The following is a 19,158-nucleotide window of genomic DNA, read 5'->3' as shown; positions in this document are numbered from 1 at the left end:
GGACTGAAACGTTGTCCCTATACCTCGAAGGAATCGTTATTATTCCAAAATATACTCTACATTCAAATTAAAGGGATTAACCCCGGATAAACATAATATATATAGTTGGGCGCATGTCGACTTGATAACGCTTCCAAATACGGATGCGAGTAAACCATGAGCGCACCGGATCAAAAAATAAGGAGGATTGCATCTATGCCAAAACGATTTAGAAAAATGCTCGCGTTCCTTTGTTGCTTGGTAATGGTGGCTTCGCTAATGCCTACGAGCTACGCTGCCGACAGTGACAACATTGAGAGCTCAGCAGAAGCGAATGAAACAAAGACCTCCATTTTTGGTACTCCCGAACTTGGTTCAAACGACCCCCTCTGGAGCCAAACCATGGAGCATCACATCAACAAAAGCACTGTGCCCACCGACCCAAGACCCCATGCCACGGGCACAGCCAGAATCCTTTGGGATCACGAGTTCCTGTATACCCGCGTAGTTGTGAATGACAGTAATCTATATCAGGGAGCAGGTGGAGACCACCGGTACGACAGTCTGGAGTTTTATGTTGGTAATGGAAGCAGTGGCTCGAACCAATGGCGTGTCAGCGCGACGGGTGTGTTTTCAGGGCAGGCCGCTCCAGGCAGAGCTGCATGGACCCAGATTACGGAAACCGGATATATCGTAGAGATGAGAATACCCAAAAGAAACTTGACCTTACAGGAGGGAAAGCTTACCTTTGAGGTCTACATCAATAACTCAACGGAAAACGGCGGTGACCGCTATGAAGTCGTTTCCTCTTTTGGAGTTCCAGACGCAGCTTATACCAGCTCTGACTCGTTTACTGACAGCCTGCAGCTCATCCCAGCCAATGAATTAGACACCAGATTATCAATTACCGCCACTGCCGGACCGGGCGGCTCAATCATATCGAATCCACCCGGCGATGTGCTTAGAGTAGATCGGGGCTCTAACAAAGAAATAACGTTCGCCCCGGATTCCGGTAAAGTTGTGGATACCGTAACGATAGACGGCGAGATCGTGACTCTATCTGCTGGCACTTATACCTTTACGAATATTGAAACTAGCCATACCATTCATGTGACATTTAAAAATGATCCGGACGCGAGGATACTCCCCTTTGTCGTATGGAATGACAACTTCGCCAGTGGCGAGTACACAACGGCTGTTATCATCGACTTAGGTGAGGGGAATACGGCGTTAGGCTCCGCGCTTAATCCGGACTTGTTCGCCTTATCGGCTAGGAACACTACCCTGAATGGTGAAGCGGTTACCTTAGAAGGACCACGCAAGATCACAAGGGTATATGCTAATGATGAACCGAAGGTACGCGGCTATGTGGGGCCGGTTAGCAATTCACCAGATTATCAGGAAGGACTGGAGAGCGGGCGTTACATCGTCGTTGAGTCTGAGTTTTATTCAGAAAGCGGCGGCAATACAACGCTGGATGGCAGCAGTAACTCAACAAAGCAGGTTTACACCCTCATCCCAAAGGGTGAGATCGTACTGACAGAGGGAAATGCACTTCACAATGTGGTTTTTGAGCAAGAAAAAGTTGTGAATACCATCCTTGATAAGTTCGCAACATTCACGGATAATTCGGTCAATCGCTCGCTCTACCTCCACAAGGATGAGGATGGTAACGTGATGAAAGGATTACCGCTGTATGTGTATACCCACGGCATGTCGCGCGGCGGAACAAACGCTGCGGCAGACCAAAAAGCGGCCATGAAATCCGCCAATGGATCGGTCGCCCTAATGAAAAAAATGGCACAGAATCCCGAAAAGTATGCCAGCCACATCCTGAATATTTCCTATAATGGCGTTTCTGTTCCCTCCACACAGAATGTTAAGAAGGTGATTGACGCCCTAATCGCCAGTGGCGAAGTAGATCCTAACCGTGTTTACGCAGCAGGCTTCTCCTGGGGCGGCCAATATACGAACAACTTAGTTAACAGCTATCCCGGCTTCTTCGCTGCCGCCGCACCTATGGCTCCGGTAAGCGGTTCACCGAATGCTAACGCCAATGATGCTCACAACACCCTGGCCTATTGGATGTTTTTAAATGCTCATAATGTTGGAAGCTACCAGTCTAATCTCAATAACTACATCAATACTAATATGCCAAAAATGATTAACGCGAGAGCTTCCCGCTTTGAGAGTAATGAGGTACTTACGTGGCCGTACAATCAATTTGATCAGCCGAATCTAAGACCGAATCCTGCCAACACACCCGTTCTGGCTGATTATATAGCGCATGAAGTGGAAGCGGCGGTCCTTTACAACGAGATAACGATGGGAACTTGGACAATAGCTCCTACAGCGCAGTCCTCTAATTTACCGGCTTGGAACAATGACTACACAGATGTCTTTGATTGGATGTTCGCGCAGCGAAAACCGGTCGTGCCCGGTGCGCCCAGCGGATTCAAGGCGACAGCGGGTGACGGACGGGTCACCTTGAGCTGGTCTGCTCCTGCTGACAACGGTGGTAGCGCCATATTAGGCTACAAGGTATGGTATGGCAACGTACCGCCAGTTACATTGGAAGCGACCGAAACTAAGTATACCTTCAACAACCTGATTAACGGCCAAAGCTACAGCTTCAAGATCGTTGCTTTGAACGCGAAGGGTGACGGAGCTGAGATCAGTGTAACGTCCATACCGACGGCGACGACAACTCCTACCGTGCCTAATTCCGGTGGCACGACGGGTAGCGCCGGTAATACAAGCAACACAGGTAACACAAGCAACTCCGACAGTACGGGCACCGGGACAGATAACGGAATATCAAATTCGAACTACACCCTGACTACACCGAAGGATAAACCCACTGTCACGGAAAAAAATGGAATTACCACCCTGCCCGGTGGCGGCAAGATTTCAACCAAAGGCGAGATCGAGATCACGGTACCAGAGAGTACAACGATAGACTCTAACGGTAAGGTGACTATTCCGGCGGACAAGATCGCCCAAGTGACGCTACCTAGCAGCAAAGGCACAGTGATCATTTCTGGTGGATCGACAATCGAGAAAGACGGTACGGTCACTGTGGGTGGCAAAGTAGCCAACGTGAACCTACCAAACGACAATCAATTGCTCATCCATGAAGGATCAAAGATACGTGACGACGGTACCATATTGATAGGACCGGACGGAGCAAAAGTCGACTTAAACAACGGCTTGTCGCTAAACATCCGTGAGGCTACGGTGCTTGCATTCAATGATGCCACCTCACTGGGTTTCCTTGTGCGATCAGGCAATCCTTTTAGGGATACCACCATGGATGACTGGTTCTACAGCTACGTAAATTCCGCTTACACATACAACCTTTTCAACGGCACGACTTCTACATCGTTCTCACCTAGCACCGGAATGACACGTGCAATGTTCGTGCAGGTACTAGCCAATCTGGAGAACGTAAAACACACCGACTCTGCGAGTTCGCGCTATAGCGACGTGACTGACGGACAATGGTACACGGCAGCAGTCGAGTGGGCGGCAGAAAAAGGCATAGTCAACGGTTTAAGCGAAGATCTGTTTGACCCTAATTCACCACTGACACGCGAACAGATGTTAGTGATCCTTTATAACTACATGAAGTATAAGGGCTATGAGATACCTGAAAGCCAATCTAAGTCCTTCACGGACGAGAGTGAGATCAGCTCATGGGCATTGGAGGCCGTTAAGCTGATGCGAAGCAACGGTATTGTATTAGGCAATCCGGACAATCTCTTTGCTCCTAATGCCACTGCTACCCGCGCCGAAGTAGCTACTCTCTTTGTAAGATTCGTCGAACACTCGCATAATTGAAAGCGCGTACAGGATGATACGATCCTTCTGGCTAAACAACATACCTAAAGTCCTCCATTGTAGAGGAGCATTTTAGAAAACGTCTTGTCTTTCACTTCCGATAAGAAGACAGACTTTACGGAGCAATCCATCAAAAAACGCCATCACATTGAAGTGATGGCGTTTCTCTTGAATGGAGCGGTCATTGGATTGAATTCATTAACGCGTAGAAATATTGAGGTTCATGCGTTTTATTAAGACGATACCATGCGTCTAATGTTTCTGGAGAAAATACATCTAGCGCTCCTAAAACATGAACGGAAAATTCAAGTGGAGCTACTCCGGAAGCGGTGATCAGTTTTCCATCGGTAACAGCAGATTCCAATTTGTAATATTCTTCGCCCGTGTAAGACGGACAAATCATTTTAAGATACGCCAGGTCATTGCTTGTATGCGAGCGGGAATCTAACATGCCTGCTTGAGCAAGTCCTATGGAAGCTCCGCAAATCGCTCCAACTACGATCCCTTCCTGTAAACACATCTCGGCACATTTTAATATGGGCCTGTGAATATCCTCTGTCCATGTGTTTCCCCCAGGTAAAATCAACGCATCTACGCTTGTAATGTTGCACTCATCCACTGTAATATCAGGTATTATTTTCAACCCACCCATTGTAATTACCGGAGTCTTTTCGAGCCCAACAGTAACGATTTGTACTGGAGCCAGTCCCTTTCTAAAGTATCTTCCTGAGTTCAGCTCAGCAGTTAAATAACCTATTTCCCAATCGGACATACTGTCAAAAACATAAAGATATACTGTATTTTTCATGTTGAATTTCTCCCTTTTCTTATCTATCACGGACTACAATCCATCGATAATCACTGACTATCTCATTATAAAATAGCTTCACTGACATCCGCTGTCAGTGAAGCTATTATTGTTGATAATATTCCATTAACTCTGCTGCAATAGCAACAAGCCTGTCTTTCACACGCTGGGGTTCGATGATTCGAATGGATGTACCATAGGGTAGAAGAAAATAAGGGACAGAATGTTGAATGGATTTTTCCTCAAATAAAAAGATGGCTTGATTAGATGTTCGCTCTTGCAGATGATGACCGAAAAACCAATGCATGCTTAGTTCGTCTAACGCTTCCTGCCTGCCTTCGATCTTTAAAGAAATTAACCCTTCCTTCCCCACAAGATCAGGTAACAGGTTTTTCATAAAAAAGTCACGGCTAGAAAATGCTTCAGGACGCGTAAAGATTAGTTGAGTTCGCTTGATTTGTAAAATCCGATCTACCCGAAAACTTCGTATTTCATTCCTTCGGTGGCAAAATGCAACTGTATACCATTTATTGTTCCAGTAAACGATCCCATAGGGATCTATCATCCTGTTCTTTGGCTTCTCTTCATGGTTTGTACGGTAATCTATCTCTACAGTGATTTCCTTTTCAACAGCATGCTCCAATTCCGCTAATACGAGCTGACTCGAAGGGCTGGCCATCCGATTTATCACTTCAAACCCAGATAATTGTTGGTTTAGTGCACTCACCTGTTGCTCATTCGAATACATTTTCAACTTGACTGTCGCATTCTCTAATGTCTCAGTCAATGGATATCCGGCTTCTTTTGCAAAAACAGCAGCATGAAGAAGTGTCTTCTTTTCTTCCATATCAAATAGTAGAGGCGCTCTGATAAAATGATTCAACAGACTGTATCCACCATGATGACCTGCGTCGGATATGATAGGCACTCCACTTGAACATAATGCATCAATGTAGCGATAGACAGTTCTTATATTTACTTCTAACTTTTCGGATATTTGTTTTGCAGTTAACTTTTCTCCCGAATTTAACATCCATAGCATGGCTAACATATTATCATTTTTCGGCATAAAACAACCCTCCCCCATTTCATCATATTAGGAATTCCACGTACGTCAATTGCCTTAATTCGTTATTAGCTACAGAGAAACAAATTTACCTGCTGTTAAAGAAAAATTGATTCCAACAAAAAAACGGCATCTCTGCCGTTTTTTGTTACACTCTTATGGAAATTAAAGGATCAAGCCCCTGACCTCATCGCCGCCAGTGATAGTCTTTACACTCTACTTTTGCTACAATGATTTCTTTGGTGCAAAAATTATAAAACTGATTGCGGCCAACACCCACACGCCTATACCCCCATAGAGCATCACCCAACCAAATCCGTTCACAAGAGCCGTGTGAACCACAGTTCCAGATGCATCAAGTGAGGTCAGCTCTGGAAAATTTTGATGGAGAGATGTATTTCCAGCGGCTATTTTCTCGGCCAAAGCGCGCAATTGCGTTACATCGTCTGTCCCAGGAAGAACCCGCTTCAAATAGGAAAGGATACCTTCCTGCAGAATGAATCCCATCACGGCAATATTGATGGCTAGACTGATCAATCGGGCACTCGTGTCTATGCCGGAAGCCATACCTGCACGAGTACTTGGAACCGAGCCGGTCGTCGTGTTGGTTACAGGTGTGTTTGTTAAACCAAGCCCAATGCCAGCGAGTAGAGAACCAGGGAGCATGGTCAACCAGCTAGCGTGATCCATGCCACTGCCAAATTTCATCAAAATGAAGCCTGTACCAATCATGAATAGACCCGATGGAATGACTATACCTGGCTGGTAACGGAGCGAAAGGCGCTCTGCCAAAGGTGGAAACACCAGAGTGGGCAGCGTATAAGCCAAGAGTGACAGTCCAGCTGCCACCGTGCTGTAACCCAGGCCGCTCTGGAAATAGATTGGCAAGTAAATCATGAACGGCCAGAAACTGAAATTCATGCCGACGGAGCCAAAAAGAGCACCAGAAAAATTACGTATCCTGAATACGGAAAAGTCGAACATCGGATGGGGACTGAGCTTCTCTGAAAACAAAAATATAATGAAACATGATACCGTTGCAATAAGTATGCTAATCGCAGCTATGCTGGTAAAGCCAAGTTCAGGCCCTTGTGTGATAAAGTATGCCAGCCCAAAAACGGTACATGAAAGCGTGACGATACCGATAATGTCCAGCTTTTTGGCCTGTGGATCGCTAGACTCCTGTACGCTACCTAAAACAAAGAGCAAAGTAAGAATGGTCAATGGGACGTGGACTAGGAAAACCCAATGCCAACTGGAAACGGCCATAATCAAGCCGCCGATAATGGGTCCAAAACCGAGGCCAATACCAAATACGATTCCCCATGCGCCAAAGGCTTTACTTCGTTCTTTTCCTTCCTTAAACTGATACGAAAGAATGGCTATCTGGCATATTAGCATCGCTCCTGCGCCTACTCCCTGAAGAAATCGGCTAATAATGAGTATCGTCGAACTTTGTGCCAAGCCACAAATCAAGGATGTAATGCCGAACAGGACGAGGCTGATAATAAAAATACGCCTTCTCCCAAACCGGTCAGCCAGCGTTCCAACAGCCATCAGAACCGTTGTACTAGCAATCGTGTAAGCATTCATAATCCATTGCATATCCTTGAGATTACCATGCAGTATCTTCTCCAGTGTTGGCAGTATCACTGGCACGCTGGAAATTTCGAGACCAAACATTAGCGCTGACAAACATATAGCTGCCAATGCAATTATATTTTTGTTGGAGGGATAGAGAAGCATTAATGGTTCCCTCCAGACTTAGAATTGCAAATTGAAGCATACCTCATACAAACATTGACCTTCTCAATTTGTGCCCAGAAATCATCCTTTTCTACCTCGCCTAAATCAGATTTGCTCAATGGTAAACATCCTCTCTAACTTTTTCTCAATTAATCACTATATTGGGGTGAGGTAATTATATAATTTAAATCAGCCATTTTACATGACATAATAAATGCATTATGATTACTACACTTAATAATTCAACGTCTTTTTAGATTACACCTTAAAATTAAAGGAGGACATTTGAAGTGGATCAAAGAGATAAGCAAATTCTCTTTTTTCTTCAAAATCAGGCAAGGATATCAATGACGGAGCTGGGTAAATGTGTGGGTTTGTCCCAACCAGCTGTAACGGAGCGAGTCAGAAGAATAGGAAAGTGGAGTTATAAAGGAATATCGCACCGTCATATCCCCTGAAAAAATCGGGAAGGATTCGGCCGCTTACATGCTGTTCCGGACTAGAGACTGCCTGGCATTTCTTGATTTTGTCCATGCATCTCCTCATGTTGCCGAGTGCCACCGCATAAGCGGGGAACACAGTTACTTATTAAAAGTAGTGACCGAATCCACGCGTGCTCTTGAAGAGTTTGGAAACCAGTGCGATAAATATGGAACATATACAATCCTGATTGTTATGTCTTCACCAATCGATCATAGAAATCTTATTCCTTCTCTTGAAGATGCGCGGATGGTTGACTAATGAATCTCTGAGCTGTCCCTATGAAATCTATAGAAAAAAACGCCATCACATGACGTGATGGCGTTCTTTAGTTATGGAGCCTAGGGGGATCGAACCCCTGACCTCATCGCTGCCAGCGATGCGCTCTCCCAGCTGAGCTAAGGCCCCAGGATATGAAGTTACATCTTGTCCAGCACTGCTAAAAACTCATTTTACAGGCGACTTCTATATCATATAAAATCCCTTCTGGACTGTCAATACCCTTCTGAAGCACCGAAATCTATGGAGAAGAACATTCATGTTACGGGCACACACGGCATGGCATATACCAGAATGCAGCTCCGGATTGCTCTTCTCCTTTTCCCCCACTACATTAGTCCTCCAGATCTTCCTTGGACAGCAGTGATTTCAGTTCTTTCATGAACATGTTAATGTCTTTGAACTGGCGGTACACAGAAGCAAATCGCACATACGCCACCTCATCCACCGGAAACAGCTGTTCCATTAAAAGCTCACCGATCTGGCGGCTTTCCACTTCAGCCTCGGCTGTGTTACGCAGTGATTTCTCCACTTCAGATACCATCATCTCCAGCGTTTCTACAGAGACAGGACGCTTCTCACACGCACGGATCAATCCACGAAGAATTTTGTCACGGCTGAATTCTTCCCGACTGCCATCCTTCTTGATGACAATCAAAGGGGTTTCTTCAATCATTTCAAAAGTTGTGAATCTTCTCGCGCACTGCTCGCATTCGCGGCGGCGGCGAATGGATTTCGATTCATTGGCTGGTCTGGAATCCAACACTTTGGTACCTAGATAACCACAATAAGGACATTTCAACTTAGATCACTTCCCACTTTTACTTTTTACCACATATTCCCTGAGCATATTTTGTTATGAAAATCGCATTCACGACACATAATACTTTTACCAACCCGCGAGGAGGTGAACAGCAATGGCACAAAGCAACGGTAACTCCAACAACTTGGTTGTAACTAAAGCTTCCGCAGCCCTGGAGCAAATGAAATATGAAGTCGCTCAAGAACTCGGAATCAGCATCCCACAAGATGGGTACCAAGGTAACATGACTTCTTACGAGAACGGTTCGATCGGTGGATACATCACGAAGCGTCTGGTAACAATTGCAGAACAGCAATTGGCAGGTCAATACCAATAATTATCTGCATCGTAATACGTTACACAGAGGAGCATGGTGCGGCCGGTACACTACCGGTCTGCTCCGTGCTTCTCCTTATCTTTTCCCAGCAATCGCTCTAAAACGTATCGTAGATCTTCACATACTGATTATAATAGTAAATAACCCGTTGTACATAGTGGCGTGTCTCACCAAAAGGAATATCTTTTACCGTTTCAAGCGTGCCATCCCATACACCATTTTTCAACCAGCTACTGACCTTCCCCGGTCCAGCATTATAAGCGGCAATCATCACGATTTCGTTGCCACCGAACTGGTCTGACAGATTACGCAGATACCATGTCCCCAGTTGAATATTTCGCCCGGGTTCATGTTTCAATTCCTCCAGCGAAGTATCCGGAATTTTGGCTTGTTCCAATATCCAGTTCGCCGTATCCGGCATGAGCTGCATCAGTCCGATTGCACCACGTTTGGATTCTTTGCTTGTTTTGAAATTGGTCTCCACCCTGATAATGGAGGCGATCAGAAACGGATCAACCTCATAACTCTGGGATTGTGCCCGAATCTCTTCCTTGTATTCAATCGGATAAAACCAGGCCATCCAGTTCGTATTTAGAAATAACACAAGTACAAAGGAAACAAACATGATCAGCAGTACACGTTTTTTACGCAATATTTTCATAACAAACCCTTATGCGTTAAAAATAATTCAAGCTGCTTCTCCGTCTGAGCCCATGATCCGCTGTTATCAATCACGATATCTGCCCGCTCTTTTTTGCGTTCAATATCCATCTGTGCCGCTATGCGTGCTTCGGCGTCAGCCTGGTTCATCTGATCGCGGTTCATCAGTCGTTCCAGTTGTACTGCTCTAGGTACATATACGACCATAACTTCCGTAAAACCATCTTCCAGACCCGACTCGTACAACAAAGGAATATCCGATACTACCAGCTTGTCCGGATGGTTCAACTCATATGCAGCCGCTCTCTCACGCATCTCCTTCCGTATGGCGGGATGAGTGATGGCCTCAAGCGCTTTACGTTCCTCAGGGTGCTGAAAAACAATACTCCCTAACTTTTTCCGATCCAACGTTCCATCCTCATTCAGTATGGCTTGTCCAAACCGCTGAACAGCGGCAGCCAAAACGGGATGCCCAGGCAACATGACTTCCCGGGCAATAACATCTGCATCGATGAGCAGCGCTCCCTTACTGGCCAGATAGGCGGAAACACTGCTTTTGCCTGTTGCGATTCCGCCTGTTAAGCCTATATTCATCGTCTCACCTCATAACACTTAATTACTCCTCAAAACAACTTGAATATTCCCATAATCATTAACAGCAGGGCTGGCAGAATGGAAAGCTTCTGCATCCAACGCTGTGCTGCAAACCGTAATCCTACCTTCATGCCAAGTGACAGAAACGCCCCGCTAAACAACGCAATCACCAGTGCTGTCCACAGCGTAGGGAATCCAAGTAATGCCGCACCCAGACCTGCTCCAAAGGCGTCTAATGACAGCGCGATTCCGAGCCACATTGCTTCCTGTGCGGAGATACTGCCTGAGTTATCCATGTCCGCCTTGGAGGGGCTACGCAAAATTTGAATGACCACACCAAGCTTGCGCAGCTCCAGTGTAAATACCATGCGCTCCACCGAACCATCCGTTGGTGAAGGTTGCACTTCCAGAACCATTAATTGATTCTTGCCTCTGGATGAAAGCCCCGAATCCGTTGCTCCATTTTCCAGAAGTAATCTCTCTTGCACCAATCCACTCTCTGCTTCCTCACGTTCTTTGCCCCTCCGCCTGATCAGTTGCAAGAGCGACCACGCACCGATCACAATCAGAATGACAGCACCCACAATCGAAGCTACACCTGGCGACACGACATGAGATAATAACACCCCAACCTGCATAGACACTGCAATAACCAATCCCGAACAAAGTGAAATAATAGCAATGGATAAGAGCGGAATCTTGGTCCTCCGAAGTCCATATGTAATCCCAACTCCAAAACCATCTAAACTCACTGCAAAAGCAAGCGCCAGTAATGAAATAAAATGATGCAGCACCCCGGATTCCTCCCCTGTGCGGTACGTGCCAACTGATGAAGTCAGTATGGGTATATGCCCGCTTATTTCTGCCATATCAGTATATGGAGGGAGGAATCCAAGGGTGCTATGATTTCATCATTTCATTGATTCAGTTCTGGTTCGTGAGATCAAAGTCGCTGACAATTCGGGCAAAAATGCGTGCCACGTCCGCCAACGACGCTTTTTTCAATCAACGTACCACACGTAACACAAGGTTCCGCTTTGCGACCATAAATTTTCAGTTGATGCTGGAACATGCCCATCTCGCCTTGCCCATTAACATATGACTTGATCGAGGAGCCTCCTGCATTCACCGCATCCTGCAACGTAGCCACAATGGCTTCATGCAAAACCTTCAGCTGTGCTTCGGTCAGCGTCTTGGCAATCGTCTCGGGATGTATACCTGCACGGAAGAGAGCCTCGTCCACATAAATATTCCCGATGCCAACCACATATGCCTGATTCAGCAAAACAGCTTTGATTTTGGTGGTTCGTTTCCCCACTGCATCGCGGAATGCATTCACCGTAAAAGCCTCATCCAGCGGCTCCAGTCCAAGCTTCATAAGCGGTTTCGAAACCAGTTCTTCGCCTGCGCTGAACAGATGCATCGTTCCAAACTGACGAACATCCTTGTATCGCAATTCCGTGCCATCATTGAAATGGAAGATGACATGAGTATGTTTCTCTACCTCTTCGTGCTGATGATACACACCGTAACGTCCCTCCATCCGCAGATGGGAGACCAGCACAAGCCCGTCCAACAAAATACGTAAAAACTTGCCCCGGCGCTCTACACCAATTACGGTATGTCCTGCCAGTTCCAATGCAAATGCTTCTATATCGTCAGGCCGCTGAATAATTCGCGGCAAATTAACGGTAACTTGTTCAATCGTTTTACCTACAATAAGTTGATTCAACGTTCTTCTGACTGTTTCGACTTCCGGTAGTTCCGGCATGATGTTCTCACCTCCCTTATATTATAACGGAAGATGGCGCTCAGCGTTACCCCTTCTTATCTATTTTGCTTCATACCAGTTCTCACCAAAGCTAACCTCTGCTTTCAGCGGCACCGACAGCGGAAGCGCCTTTTCCATCACCGAAGGCACAAGCTCCTTCATTAGCTCCAGTTCATCCGCCGGCACTTCAAACACGAGCTCATCGTGTACCTGAAGTAACATACGACTCTGCAACTTACGTTCGCGCAGCGCCTCGTCCATCTGTACCATAGCCAGCTTAATGATATCAGCCGCAGTACCTTGAATCGGTGTGTTCATCGCGGTACGTTCCGCGAAGGAACGCAGATTGAAATTACTTGCGTTGATTTCGGGCAGATAACGGCGGCGTTCCAGCATCGTTTTCACAAAACCGTCCCGGCGTGCATCCTTCACAATATCATCCATATAACGGCGCACACCTTGGAATATTTCAAAATACTGATCGATAAACTGTGCCGCTTCTTTGCGCGTAATGTTCAAGTTTTGCGATAGACCATAATCACTGATGCCGTATACGATCCCGAAGTTAACCGCCTTCGCAGAACGACGCATATCGCTGTCCACATCCTCCGGCTTCACGCCAAATACATCGGAGGCAGTCTTCGTATGGATATCCATATCATGTACAAAAGCTTCTTTCAGACGCTCATCATCCGAGATGTGAGCCAGAACACGCAGTTCAATCTGGGAGTAGTCGGCTGCCAAAATAGACCAACCAGGCTCTGAAGGTACGAAGACCTTACGAATTTTGCGTCCTTCTTCCATACGAATCGGAATGTTCTGCAAGTTCGGAAACTGGCTACTCAGTCGTCCTGTTGCTGCAATGGTTTGACGATAGAACGTATGCACCTTGCCGTCCCGTTCCGATATCTCTTTCAGCAAACCTTCCACATAAGTGGATTGCAGCTTGGCAAGCTGGCGATATTGCAAAATGTGCTGCACCACGTCGTTATACGGAGCCAGCTTTTCGAGCACTTCAGCGTCTGTGGAGTAGCCTGTTTTTGTTTTCTTCACGACAGGCAGGCCCAGCTTGTCAAACAAAATCTCACCGAGTTGTCTTGGTGAGTTCAGATTAAACTCCGTACCGGACAACTTGTAGATTTCCGCCATCAGTTTGCCGATCTGTCCTTCAAATTCACGACCAAGGGCTTGTAAGTCTTCAGTATTCGCCTTGATTCCCTGCTTCTCCATGTCGGCAAGAATACGGGATAACGGCATCTCTAACTCATGGAACAGTGAGTTCATCTCATCGCTCTCCAGCGCTTGTTCCTGAAGGGGAATAATCGCGGCCAGTGCAGCGGCTTTCCGGCACAGGAAATCGCCCAGAACTTCCGCCTCTGGTACTCTGTATTTAGCCCCTTTCCCCAGAACACTATCGTCTTCAACCAGTGAAGGCAGCCCATACTTGGACGTCAAACCGCTGATTGTCTGATTCGACTCGGTCGGGTCAAGCAAATAAGCAGCAAGCTGCACATCAAAGGATGCACCTGCGAATTCAATGCCATGTGCATGCAAAGCCAAATCCACACGATGCAGATCATATCCGCGCTTCGGCTGGTCAGCACTTGCAAGCCATTCCCTTACAGGAGTTGCCGGATCAGACTTTAGCAATTCCGGAGATATGAACGTATATTTCTCCCCGGCACCTACAGCAAGACCAACAAGCTTCGCCTGATGCGGATTGTCCCCATGGGTCTCAACATGTAGCACATCGATCGAATCCAACATATCAATCAAATCAGCTATGTTATCTTCTGTTGCAATCGTAGATTCAACCTCAGCCGCCGGAACAGCCTCTTGCTCGGAAGCCACGCTGCCGCTAAAAGACAAGCGCTCCAGCAACGATTTAAATTCCAGCTTGGCAAGCGCCGGTCCCGCACTTGCTTCCTTCAATCCGTCAAACTGCATGTCCTCCCACGTCTGCTCGAGCGGAACCTCCCGGTGAATAGTCGCCAGCTGTTTGCTCATGCGTGCATCCTCGGCGTGGGTTTCAATCTTTTCCTTCATCTTGCCTTTCAGTTCACCCGTACCGTTCAGCACTTCTTCCACCGATCCAAACTGGTGCAGCAGCTTCAGCGCCGTTTTCTCCCCGACACCCGGAATACCCGGAATATTATCCGAAGCATCGCCCATCAGACCTTTCAGATCAATAATCTGCAAGGGTGTCAGACCGTAACGTTCCTTGATCTGAGCCGGGTCATACAGTTCAATCTCTGTAACCCCTTTACGCGTCAGACCGATATGTACATGCTCGGAAGCAAGCTGCAGCATATCCTTGTCACCCGACACCACGAGAACCTGTCTTCCTGCATCATCCGCGCGTTTGGTCAGCGTTCCGATAATATCATCCGCCTCGTAACCTGCCAGTTCAAACTGGGCAATCCCGAGTCCTTGCAAGAGTTCTTTGAGCAAAGGAAACTGCTCGGACAACTCCGGCGGTGTCTTTTCCCGTCCACCCTTGTATTCCTGATATCCCTCATGACGGAACGTCACTTTACCCGCATCAAACGCCACCATCACATGTGTAGGCTTGTGTTCTTCCAGCAAGCGCAGCAGCATCGTCGTAAAGCCGTACACCGCATTGGTGTGCAGTCCTTTCGAATTCGTCAGGGGAGGCATTGCAAAAAATGCCCGATAAATAATGCTATTTCCATCTATAAGAATAAACTTGTCCATTCCAGCACCTCGCGTATCATATGGTCAGACTGTACTTACATACCTAATCTCATGATACCATACCTGCCACCTACATCAAAAAAACTTCATACCCCTTTTTACCACATTTCTTCCGCAAAAAAAGAACCTCCTTCCCAGTTAGCCTGTGCACAGGCCAGCCGGAAGAAAGTTCCCCATTTCGATCATCAACTCTTATCTTGTATGTGCATGTTTCATTGCTTGTGCAGCAGAGCTTGCCCGGAACAACTTACTGGTTCAGGTCCGGACGCTGACCTGTCACCAGATACACGGTGCTCTCACCAATGTTGGTCGCGTGATCACCAATACGTTCAATGTAACGTCCAACCATCAAGAGCAACATCGCCTGAGATGCATTCGTTGGATGATCCGTCATCAACGTATAGAGATCACGAATCATGTTGCTGTACAACTGATCGACCTGATCATCCGTTTGTGCCATTTTATAGGCCAGATCCGTGTTTTCTTTCAGATAGGACTCAATGGACTCATCAATCATGGATTTCACCACTTCAGCCATACGCGGAATATCCACCAGCGGCTTGATCAGCTCTTGACCTTCCATGCGGATCGTTACCTTTGCCACGTCGAGGGCCAGATCCCCCATACGCTCCAAGTCACTGGAGATTTTGAAGGCCACGATAATGCGTCTTAAATCCTTCGCAACGGGTTGCTGTGTAATAATCAGCTTGGAGCCCAGCTCCATGATTTTGTCCTCAAGGGCATTGAGATTCGCATCATTCTTAATGATGATCTGAGCTTTCTCCACATTCAATGTCTGCAAACTCTCAATAGCACCGTCCAAGGCATTTCCTACATGTTCCCCCATTTGTTTAAGCAGGGTGCGCAGTTCTTCCAGCTCTTGATCAAATTCTTTTCTGCGAATCATAGATTTCATGTCCTCCTTCTCCATCATCTCCGGGTAAGCCGGGATCATCCTGTTCAGCTCGCCTTATCCAAACCGGCCGGATATATAGTCCTCGGTCCGGGAATCTTGCGGTGTGGAGAATAACGTCTCCGTATCAGCTGCCTCCACCACTTCACCATTCAGGAAAAATACCGTTCGTCCAGATACTCGCGCGGCCTGATGCATGTTGTGCGTAACCATGACGATGGTATATTTATGATGCAACTCTTTGACCAATTCCTCGATTTTCAGCGTAGAGATCGGGTCCAGCGCCGAAGTTGCTTCGTCCATCAGCAACACATCCGGTTGTACTGCAAGTGCACGTGCGATGCACAGACGTTGTTGCTGTCCACCAGACAGACTTAACGCCGATTTTTTCAGCACATCCTTGACTTCATCCCACAGCGCCGCATGCACCAGACTCTGCTCGACGAGTTGATCCAGTTCTGCTTTTTGGGTTACGCCGTGCAGACGCGGTCCATATGCTACGTTATCATAAATGGATTTTGGAAAAGGATTCGGCTGTTGGAATACCATGCCTACCCGTTTGCGAAGCGTCTCCACTTCAATCTCATTGCTATAAATATCCGAACCGTTCAGCATAACTTGTCCTTCCACACGAACACCCGGAATCATGTCATTCATCCGGTTTAATGTGCGGAGCAATGTTGACTTACCGCAGCCTGACGGCCCGATAAACGCCGTAACGGTTTTCTCCGGCAGATCCATCGATATATTTTTAAGCGCGTGATGCGTATCATAGTATAAATTAAGCCCATCAATGTGAATGAGGTCTTTCATGGATGCTCACTTCTCCTTCGCTGCAGGGATCATCGGATTCCCTTTACGTTGAGACCGGCGTTCATATTCTCTAACAATCAGCACAGTCATCTTTAATATCCTAACGTAACATTGTAAAAACAGTACCACCTTCATGTTAACGGAATGTAAAAACACCTGAAGAAGACCTAGCCGTTATATCAAATTCCCAGGTCTCTCATTTTTTGCTTTGCACGAATTCCGTTATACTCTATGCCTCGGTTATACATTAATTCATAGCTCGGAATGATCCGTAATCATAGTCTTCAGCTTCAACTGAATATTTGCTGCGACCCTGCCAGCTTCCTCGCCTTCGGTAGCAATGGTTCCAACGATGCAGGACAAAGCATTTACCGCATGATTCAACTTCCCAAACGCTGCCGCACCTTCCTGCACATACTTCGCACTCTCATCGATTTCAGTTCCACTCGCCTGAATGAGGGATACGGTCTTCTGGGTTAAGCTTTCAATATCCTGAAGCAATACGGTCATGTTTCCAGCCACTTCCCGTGTCTGTTTGGCAAGTGCCCGGATCTCTCCGGCAACAATCTGGAACCCCCGGCCGTACTCTCCGGCATGCGCAGCCTCTATCGATGCATTCAGTGCCAAAAGCCCGCTCTGATCCGCCAACGTTCGAATGGAACGTGCCATTCCTGCACCCGTTTTGATAGATTCGAGCATCTGACTTGCGTGTTTGCCCTGATCTTCCATATGCTCATGAACCTGAAGGTAGGAAGACTCAACTTGACGCAGACGCCCTTCTCCCTCATTGGATAACCTGATAACCTGCCCTGCTTCTTGCACGGTCTGATTCGCCGCTTGAACCAGTTTGGTTACGGCCTCATGAATGCGTGAGATTTCCTGTCCACTCTCCGTCACGGTAGATATACGGTCTGCGGATGCCTCCTGCTGGAGCTTACGGGAGAGAGACATCACATCACGGATCGTCAGTACCCCAAGCAAGCGATCCTGTTCCGTTACGAGCAGGCAGTCATAAAAATGATCCTCATCCCGCCGAAGCGCGGCATCAATAATTGCTGCAGGTTCCATATGTATATCTACAATAACCGGTGATGCGTTAGCTACATTCATAATCGGTTTACGATAAAATAAGTCCGCTGCGAACCTTCCGTTCAGTAAACGATACAAGTTCTCACGCATCAATAATCCTGTCGGTTTCATGTGTTCATCACAGAGCACAATACACGGATGCTCCAGTCCGTCACTTAACATCGCCGCAGCCTCTCCGCAGGTAGTATCTCCTCTAGCTACAGGCACCTGACGGAAATATTCGTTTATAGAAACGGCATGTTCTTCCTGAACTTCACTTGTTGATTCGTCCGATTGCAACTCAGGTACGAACACCATTTCTTCCTCTTTTGGTAAACTAACATCCAGATTCTCAGGTCTAACCTCTAACAACATGGGCATAATTACACATTCTCCTTTACGTGTTAGCTCCGCCCTAAGGTGGGTTTTTAGGTACAAAGTATCACTTGGATAACTTCATCCTACTCCCCATAAATGAAGAAAAATCTTCCTTTGTGTAAAAAGGAGGTAAAAATAAAACTCCCCGATCATTTAACTAGAATGATGGGGAGTTTTTCTTTTGACAACCAATTTATAACCTACGCCGCGGATGGAATCGATATGAACGGATTCAGGATCAAGCTCCAGCTTTTTACGTAATGAACTGACGTGTACATCCACGGTCCGCTGGCCTCCGATATAATCAAAACCCCATACGGCATTCATCAGGTCATCCCGGGTGAGCACCACGCCAGGCTTTTTAGCGAGATATAACAGGACTTCGAACTCCTTCGGACGCAGGCTGATCGATTGTCCGCCCAAAGTCACTTCATACTTCAACGGATAAATTTCAAGTTCGCCAAGAATAATACGTGAGCCGTCTTTATCCTCAGGCTGCGGTAAATCGTCGCCATTCGAATAACGTCTGAGTACCGCATCTACCCGTGCCAAAAGCTCGGATACACCAAACGGTTTCGTAATGTAATCATCTGCACCCGATTTCAGCCCTTGCACAACCTCGGCTTCACCGTTCTTGGCGGTAAGGATAATGACAGGAGTGCTTACTCCCTGAATACGCAGTTTGTTCAGAATATCCAGACCATTCATGCCTGGCAGCATCAGATCCAGTAGAATCAAATCGAAATCCTGAGACAAGGCCCGGTCATATCCTGCTGACCCATGATCCTCTGCCGTTACGTCATAACCTTCCTGTGTCAGGTTATACGTAAGTAATCTCGATAATGTCGGTTCATCTTCAATAACCAGCAAACGCTGTGCCATGATACCCCTTCTCTCTTCATAGGTTGT

At 46.8% G+C, this 19,158-nt stretch carries 15 protein-coding genes, 1 tRNA gene and 1 pseudogene; 3 read left to right on the top strand and 14 right to left on the bottom strand.

The features are described from left to right. Window positions 1-195 precede the first annotated feature (195 nt). Window positions 196-3,819 carry an S-layer homology domain-containing protein gene (locus FS818_RS02305; RefSeq protein WP_145329210.1) on the top strand — a complete coding sequence of 1,208 codons (3,624 nt, stop codon included), beginning with the start codon at window positions 196-198 and terminating at the stop codon, window positions 3,817-3,819. Between the two features lie 181 nt (window positions 3,820-4,000). Here FS818_RS02305 and FS818_RS02300 read toward each other — a convergent pair whose 3' ends face one another. The 3 genes from FS818_RS02300 to FS818_RS02290 form a co-directional block, all read right to left on the bottom strand. After that, entirely contained in the window at window positions 4,001-4,627 is a 627-nt protein-coding gene (locus FS818_RS02300) for a type 1 glutamine amidotransferase family protein (RefSeq protein ID WP_145329209.1), read from the bottom strand. Between the two features lie 106 nt (window positions 4,628-4,733). Beyond that, window positions 4,734-5,696: a helix-turn-helix transcriptional regulator gene (locus FS818_RS02295; RefSeq protein WP_145329207.1), complete on the bottom strand. Its 963-nt coding sequence runs from the start codon at window positions 5,694-5,696 to the stop codon at window positions 4,734-4,736. A 222-nt stretch (window positions 5,697-5,918) separates the two neighbouring features. After that, window positions 5,919-7,388 carry an MFS transporter gene (locus FS818_RS02290; protein ID WP_260989768.1) on the bottom strand — a complete coding sequence of 490 codons (1,470 nt, stop codon included), beginning with the start codon at window positions 7,386-7,388 and terminating at the stop codon, window positions 5,919-5,921. Between the two features lie 341 nt (window positions 7,389-7,729). On the opposite strand from FS818_RS02290, the pseudogene FS818_RS02285 reads away from it, so the two are divergent. Continuing rightward, window positions 7,730-8,180 (top strand): annotated as a pseudogene (locus FS818_RS02285) (Lrp/AsnC family transcriptional regulator). A gap of 74 nt (window positions 8,181-8,254) precedes the next feature. On the opposite strand, the gene FS818_RS02280 reads toward FS818_RS02285, so the two are convergent. Together FS818_RS02280 and nrdR are read right to left on the bottom strand one after the other, a co-directional pair. Beyond that, window positions 8,255-8,327, bottom strand: a tRNA-Ala gene (locus FS818_RS02280). 205 nt (window positions 8,328-8,532) lie between these two features. After that, on the bottom strand, window positions 8,533-9,000 hold the full coding sequence (gene nrdR, locus FS818_RS02275; protein WP_090920285.1) for a transcriptional regulator NrdR: 468 nt from the start codon (window positions 8,998-9,000) through the stop codon (window positions 8,533-8,535). A gap of 115 nt (window positions 9,001-9,115) precedes the next feature. On the opposite strand from nrdR, the gene FS818_RS02270 reads away from it, so the two are divergent. Continuing rightward, window positions 9,116-9,337: an alpha/beta-type small acid-soluble spore protein gene (locus FS818_RS02270; protein WP_017689472.1), complete on the top strand. Its 222-nt coding sequence runs from the start codon at window positions 9,116-9,118 to the stop codon at window positions 9,335-9,337. A 97-nt stretch (window positions 9,338-9,434) separates the two neighbouring features. Here FS818_RS02270 and FS818_RS02265 read toward each other — a convergent pair whose 3' ends face one another. The 9 genes from FS818_RS02265 to FS818_RS02225 form a co-directional block, all read right to left on the bottom strand. Then, complete coding sequence (locus tag FS818_RS02265) at window positions 9,435-9,998, bottom strand: lytic transglycosylase domain-containing protein (protein ID WP_090920282.1); 564 nt, start codon at window positions 9,996-9,998, stop codon at window positions 9,435-9,437. Then, the gene (coaE, locus tag FS818_RS02260; RefSeq protein ID WP_145329203.1) at window positions 9,995-10,591 is read right to left on the bottom strand and encodes a dephospho-CoA kinase; all 597 of its coding nucleotides are present in this window, start codon (window positions 10,589-10,591) and stop codon (window positions 9,995-9,997) included. Before coaE ends, FS818_RS02265 begins: the two co-directional genes overlap by 4 nt. Window positions 10,592-10,620: 29 nt before the next feature. Continuing rightward, a complete protein-coding gene (locus tag FS818_RS02255) occupies window positions 10,621-11,385 on the bottom strand; it encodes an MntP/YtaF family protein (protein WP_186331520.1) in 765 nt (254 codons plus the stop codon). 149 nt (window positions 11,386-11,534) lie between these two features. Beyond that, window positions 11,535-12,362, bottom strand: a complete 828-nt coding sequence (gene mutM / locus FS818_RS02250; protein WP_145329200.1) for a DNA-formamidopyrimidine glycosylase — start codon at window positions 12,360-12,362, stop codon at window positions 11,535-11,537. A gap of 60 nt (window positions 12,363-12,422) precedes the next feature. Next, window positions 12,423-15,077: a DNA polymerase I gene (gene polA / locus FS818_RS02245; RefSeq protein ID WP_145329197.1), complete on the bottom strand. Its 2,655-nt coding sequence runs from the start codon at window positions 15,075-15,077 to the stop codon at window positions 12,423-12,425. Window positions 15,078-15,324: 247 nt separating this feature from the next. Beyond that, window positions 15,325-15,984 (bottom strand): phosphate signaling complex protein PhoU, encoded by a 660-nt coding sequence (gene phoU, locus FS818_RS02240; RefSeq protein ID WP_145329195.1) that lies wholly within the window; start codon window positions 15,982-15,984, stop codon window positions 15,325-15,327. Between the two features lie 63 nt (window positions 15,985-16,047). Beyond that, window positions 16,048-16,803 carry a phosphate ABC transporter ATP-binding protein PstB gene (gene pstB, locus FS818_RS02235; protein ID WP_145329193.1) on the bottom strand — a complete coding sequence of 252 codons (756 nt, stop codon included), beginning with the start codon at window positions 16,801-16,803 and terminating at the stop codon, window positions 16,048-16,050. Window positions 16,804-17,055: 252 nt separating this feature from the next. Continuing rightward, window positions 17,056-18,252, bottom strand: coding sequence for a methyl-accepting chemotaxis protein (locus tag FS818_RS02230; protein WP_145329191.1), 1,197 nt, complete (start codon window positions 18,250-18,252; stop codon window positions 17,056-17,058). A gap of 150 nt (window positions 18,253-18,402) precedes the next feature. Further along, the gene (locus FS818_RS02225; RefSeq protein WP_090920260.1) at window positions 18,403-19,131 is read right to left on the bottom strand and encodes a response regulator transcription factor; all 729 of its coding nucleotides are present in this window, start codon (window positions 19,129-19,131) and stop codon (window positions 18,403-18,405) included. Window positions 19,132-19,158: the final 27 nt, after the last annotated feature.

It is taken from the genome of Paenibacillus xylanexedens, assembly GCF_007680605.1.
In the GTDB taxonomy this organism is placed as follows: Bacteria; Bacillota; Bacilli; order Paenibacillales; family Paenibacillaceae; genus Paenibacillus; species Paenibacillus xylanexedens_B.
Note: the sequence above shows the minus strand (reverse complement) of the source record. Positions and strands in the feature narration are given on the sequence as shown.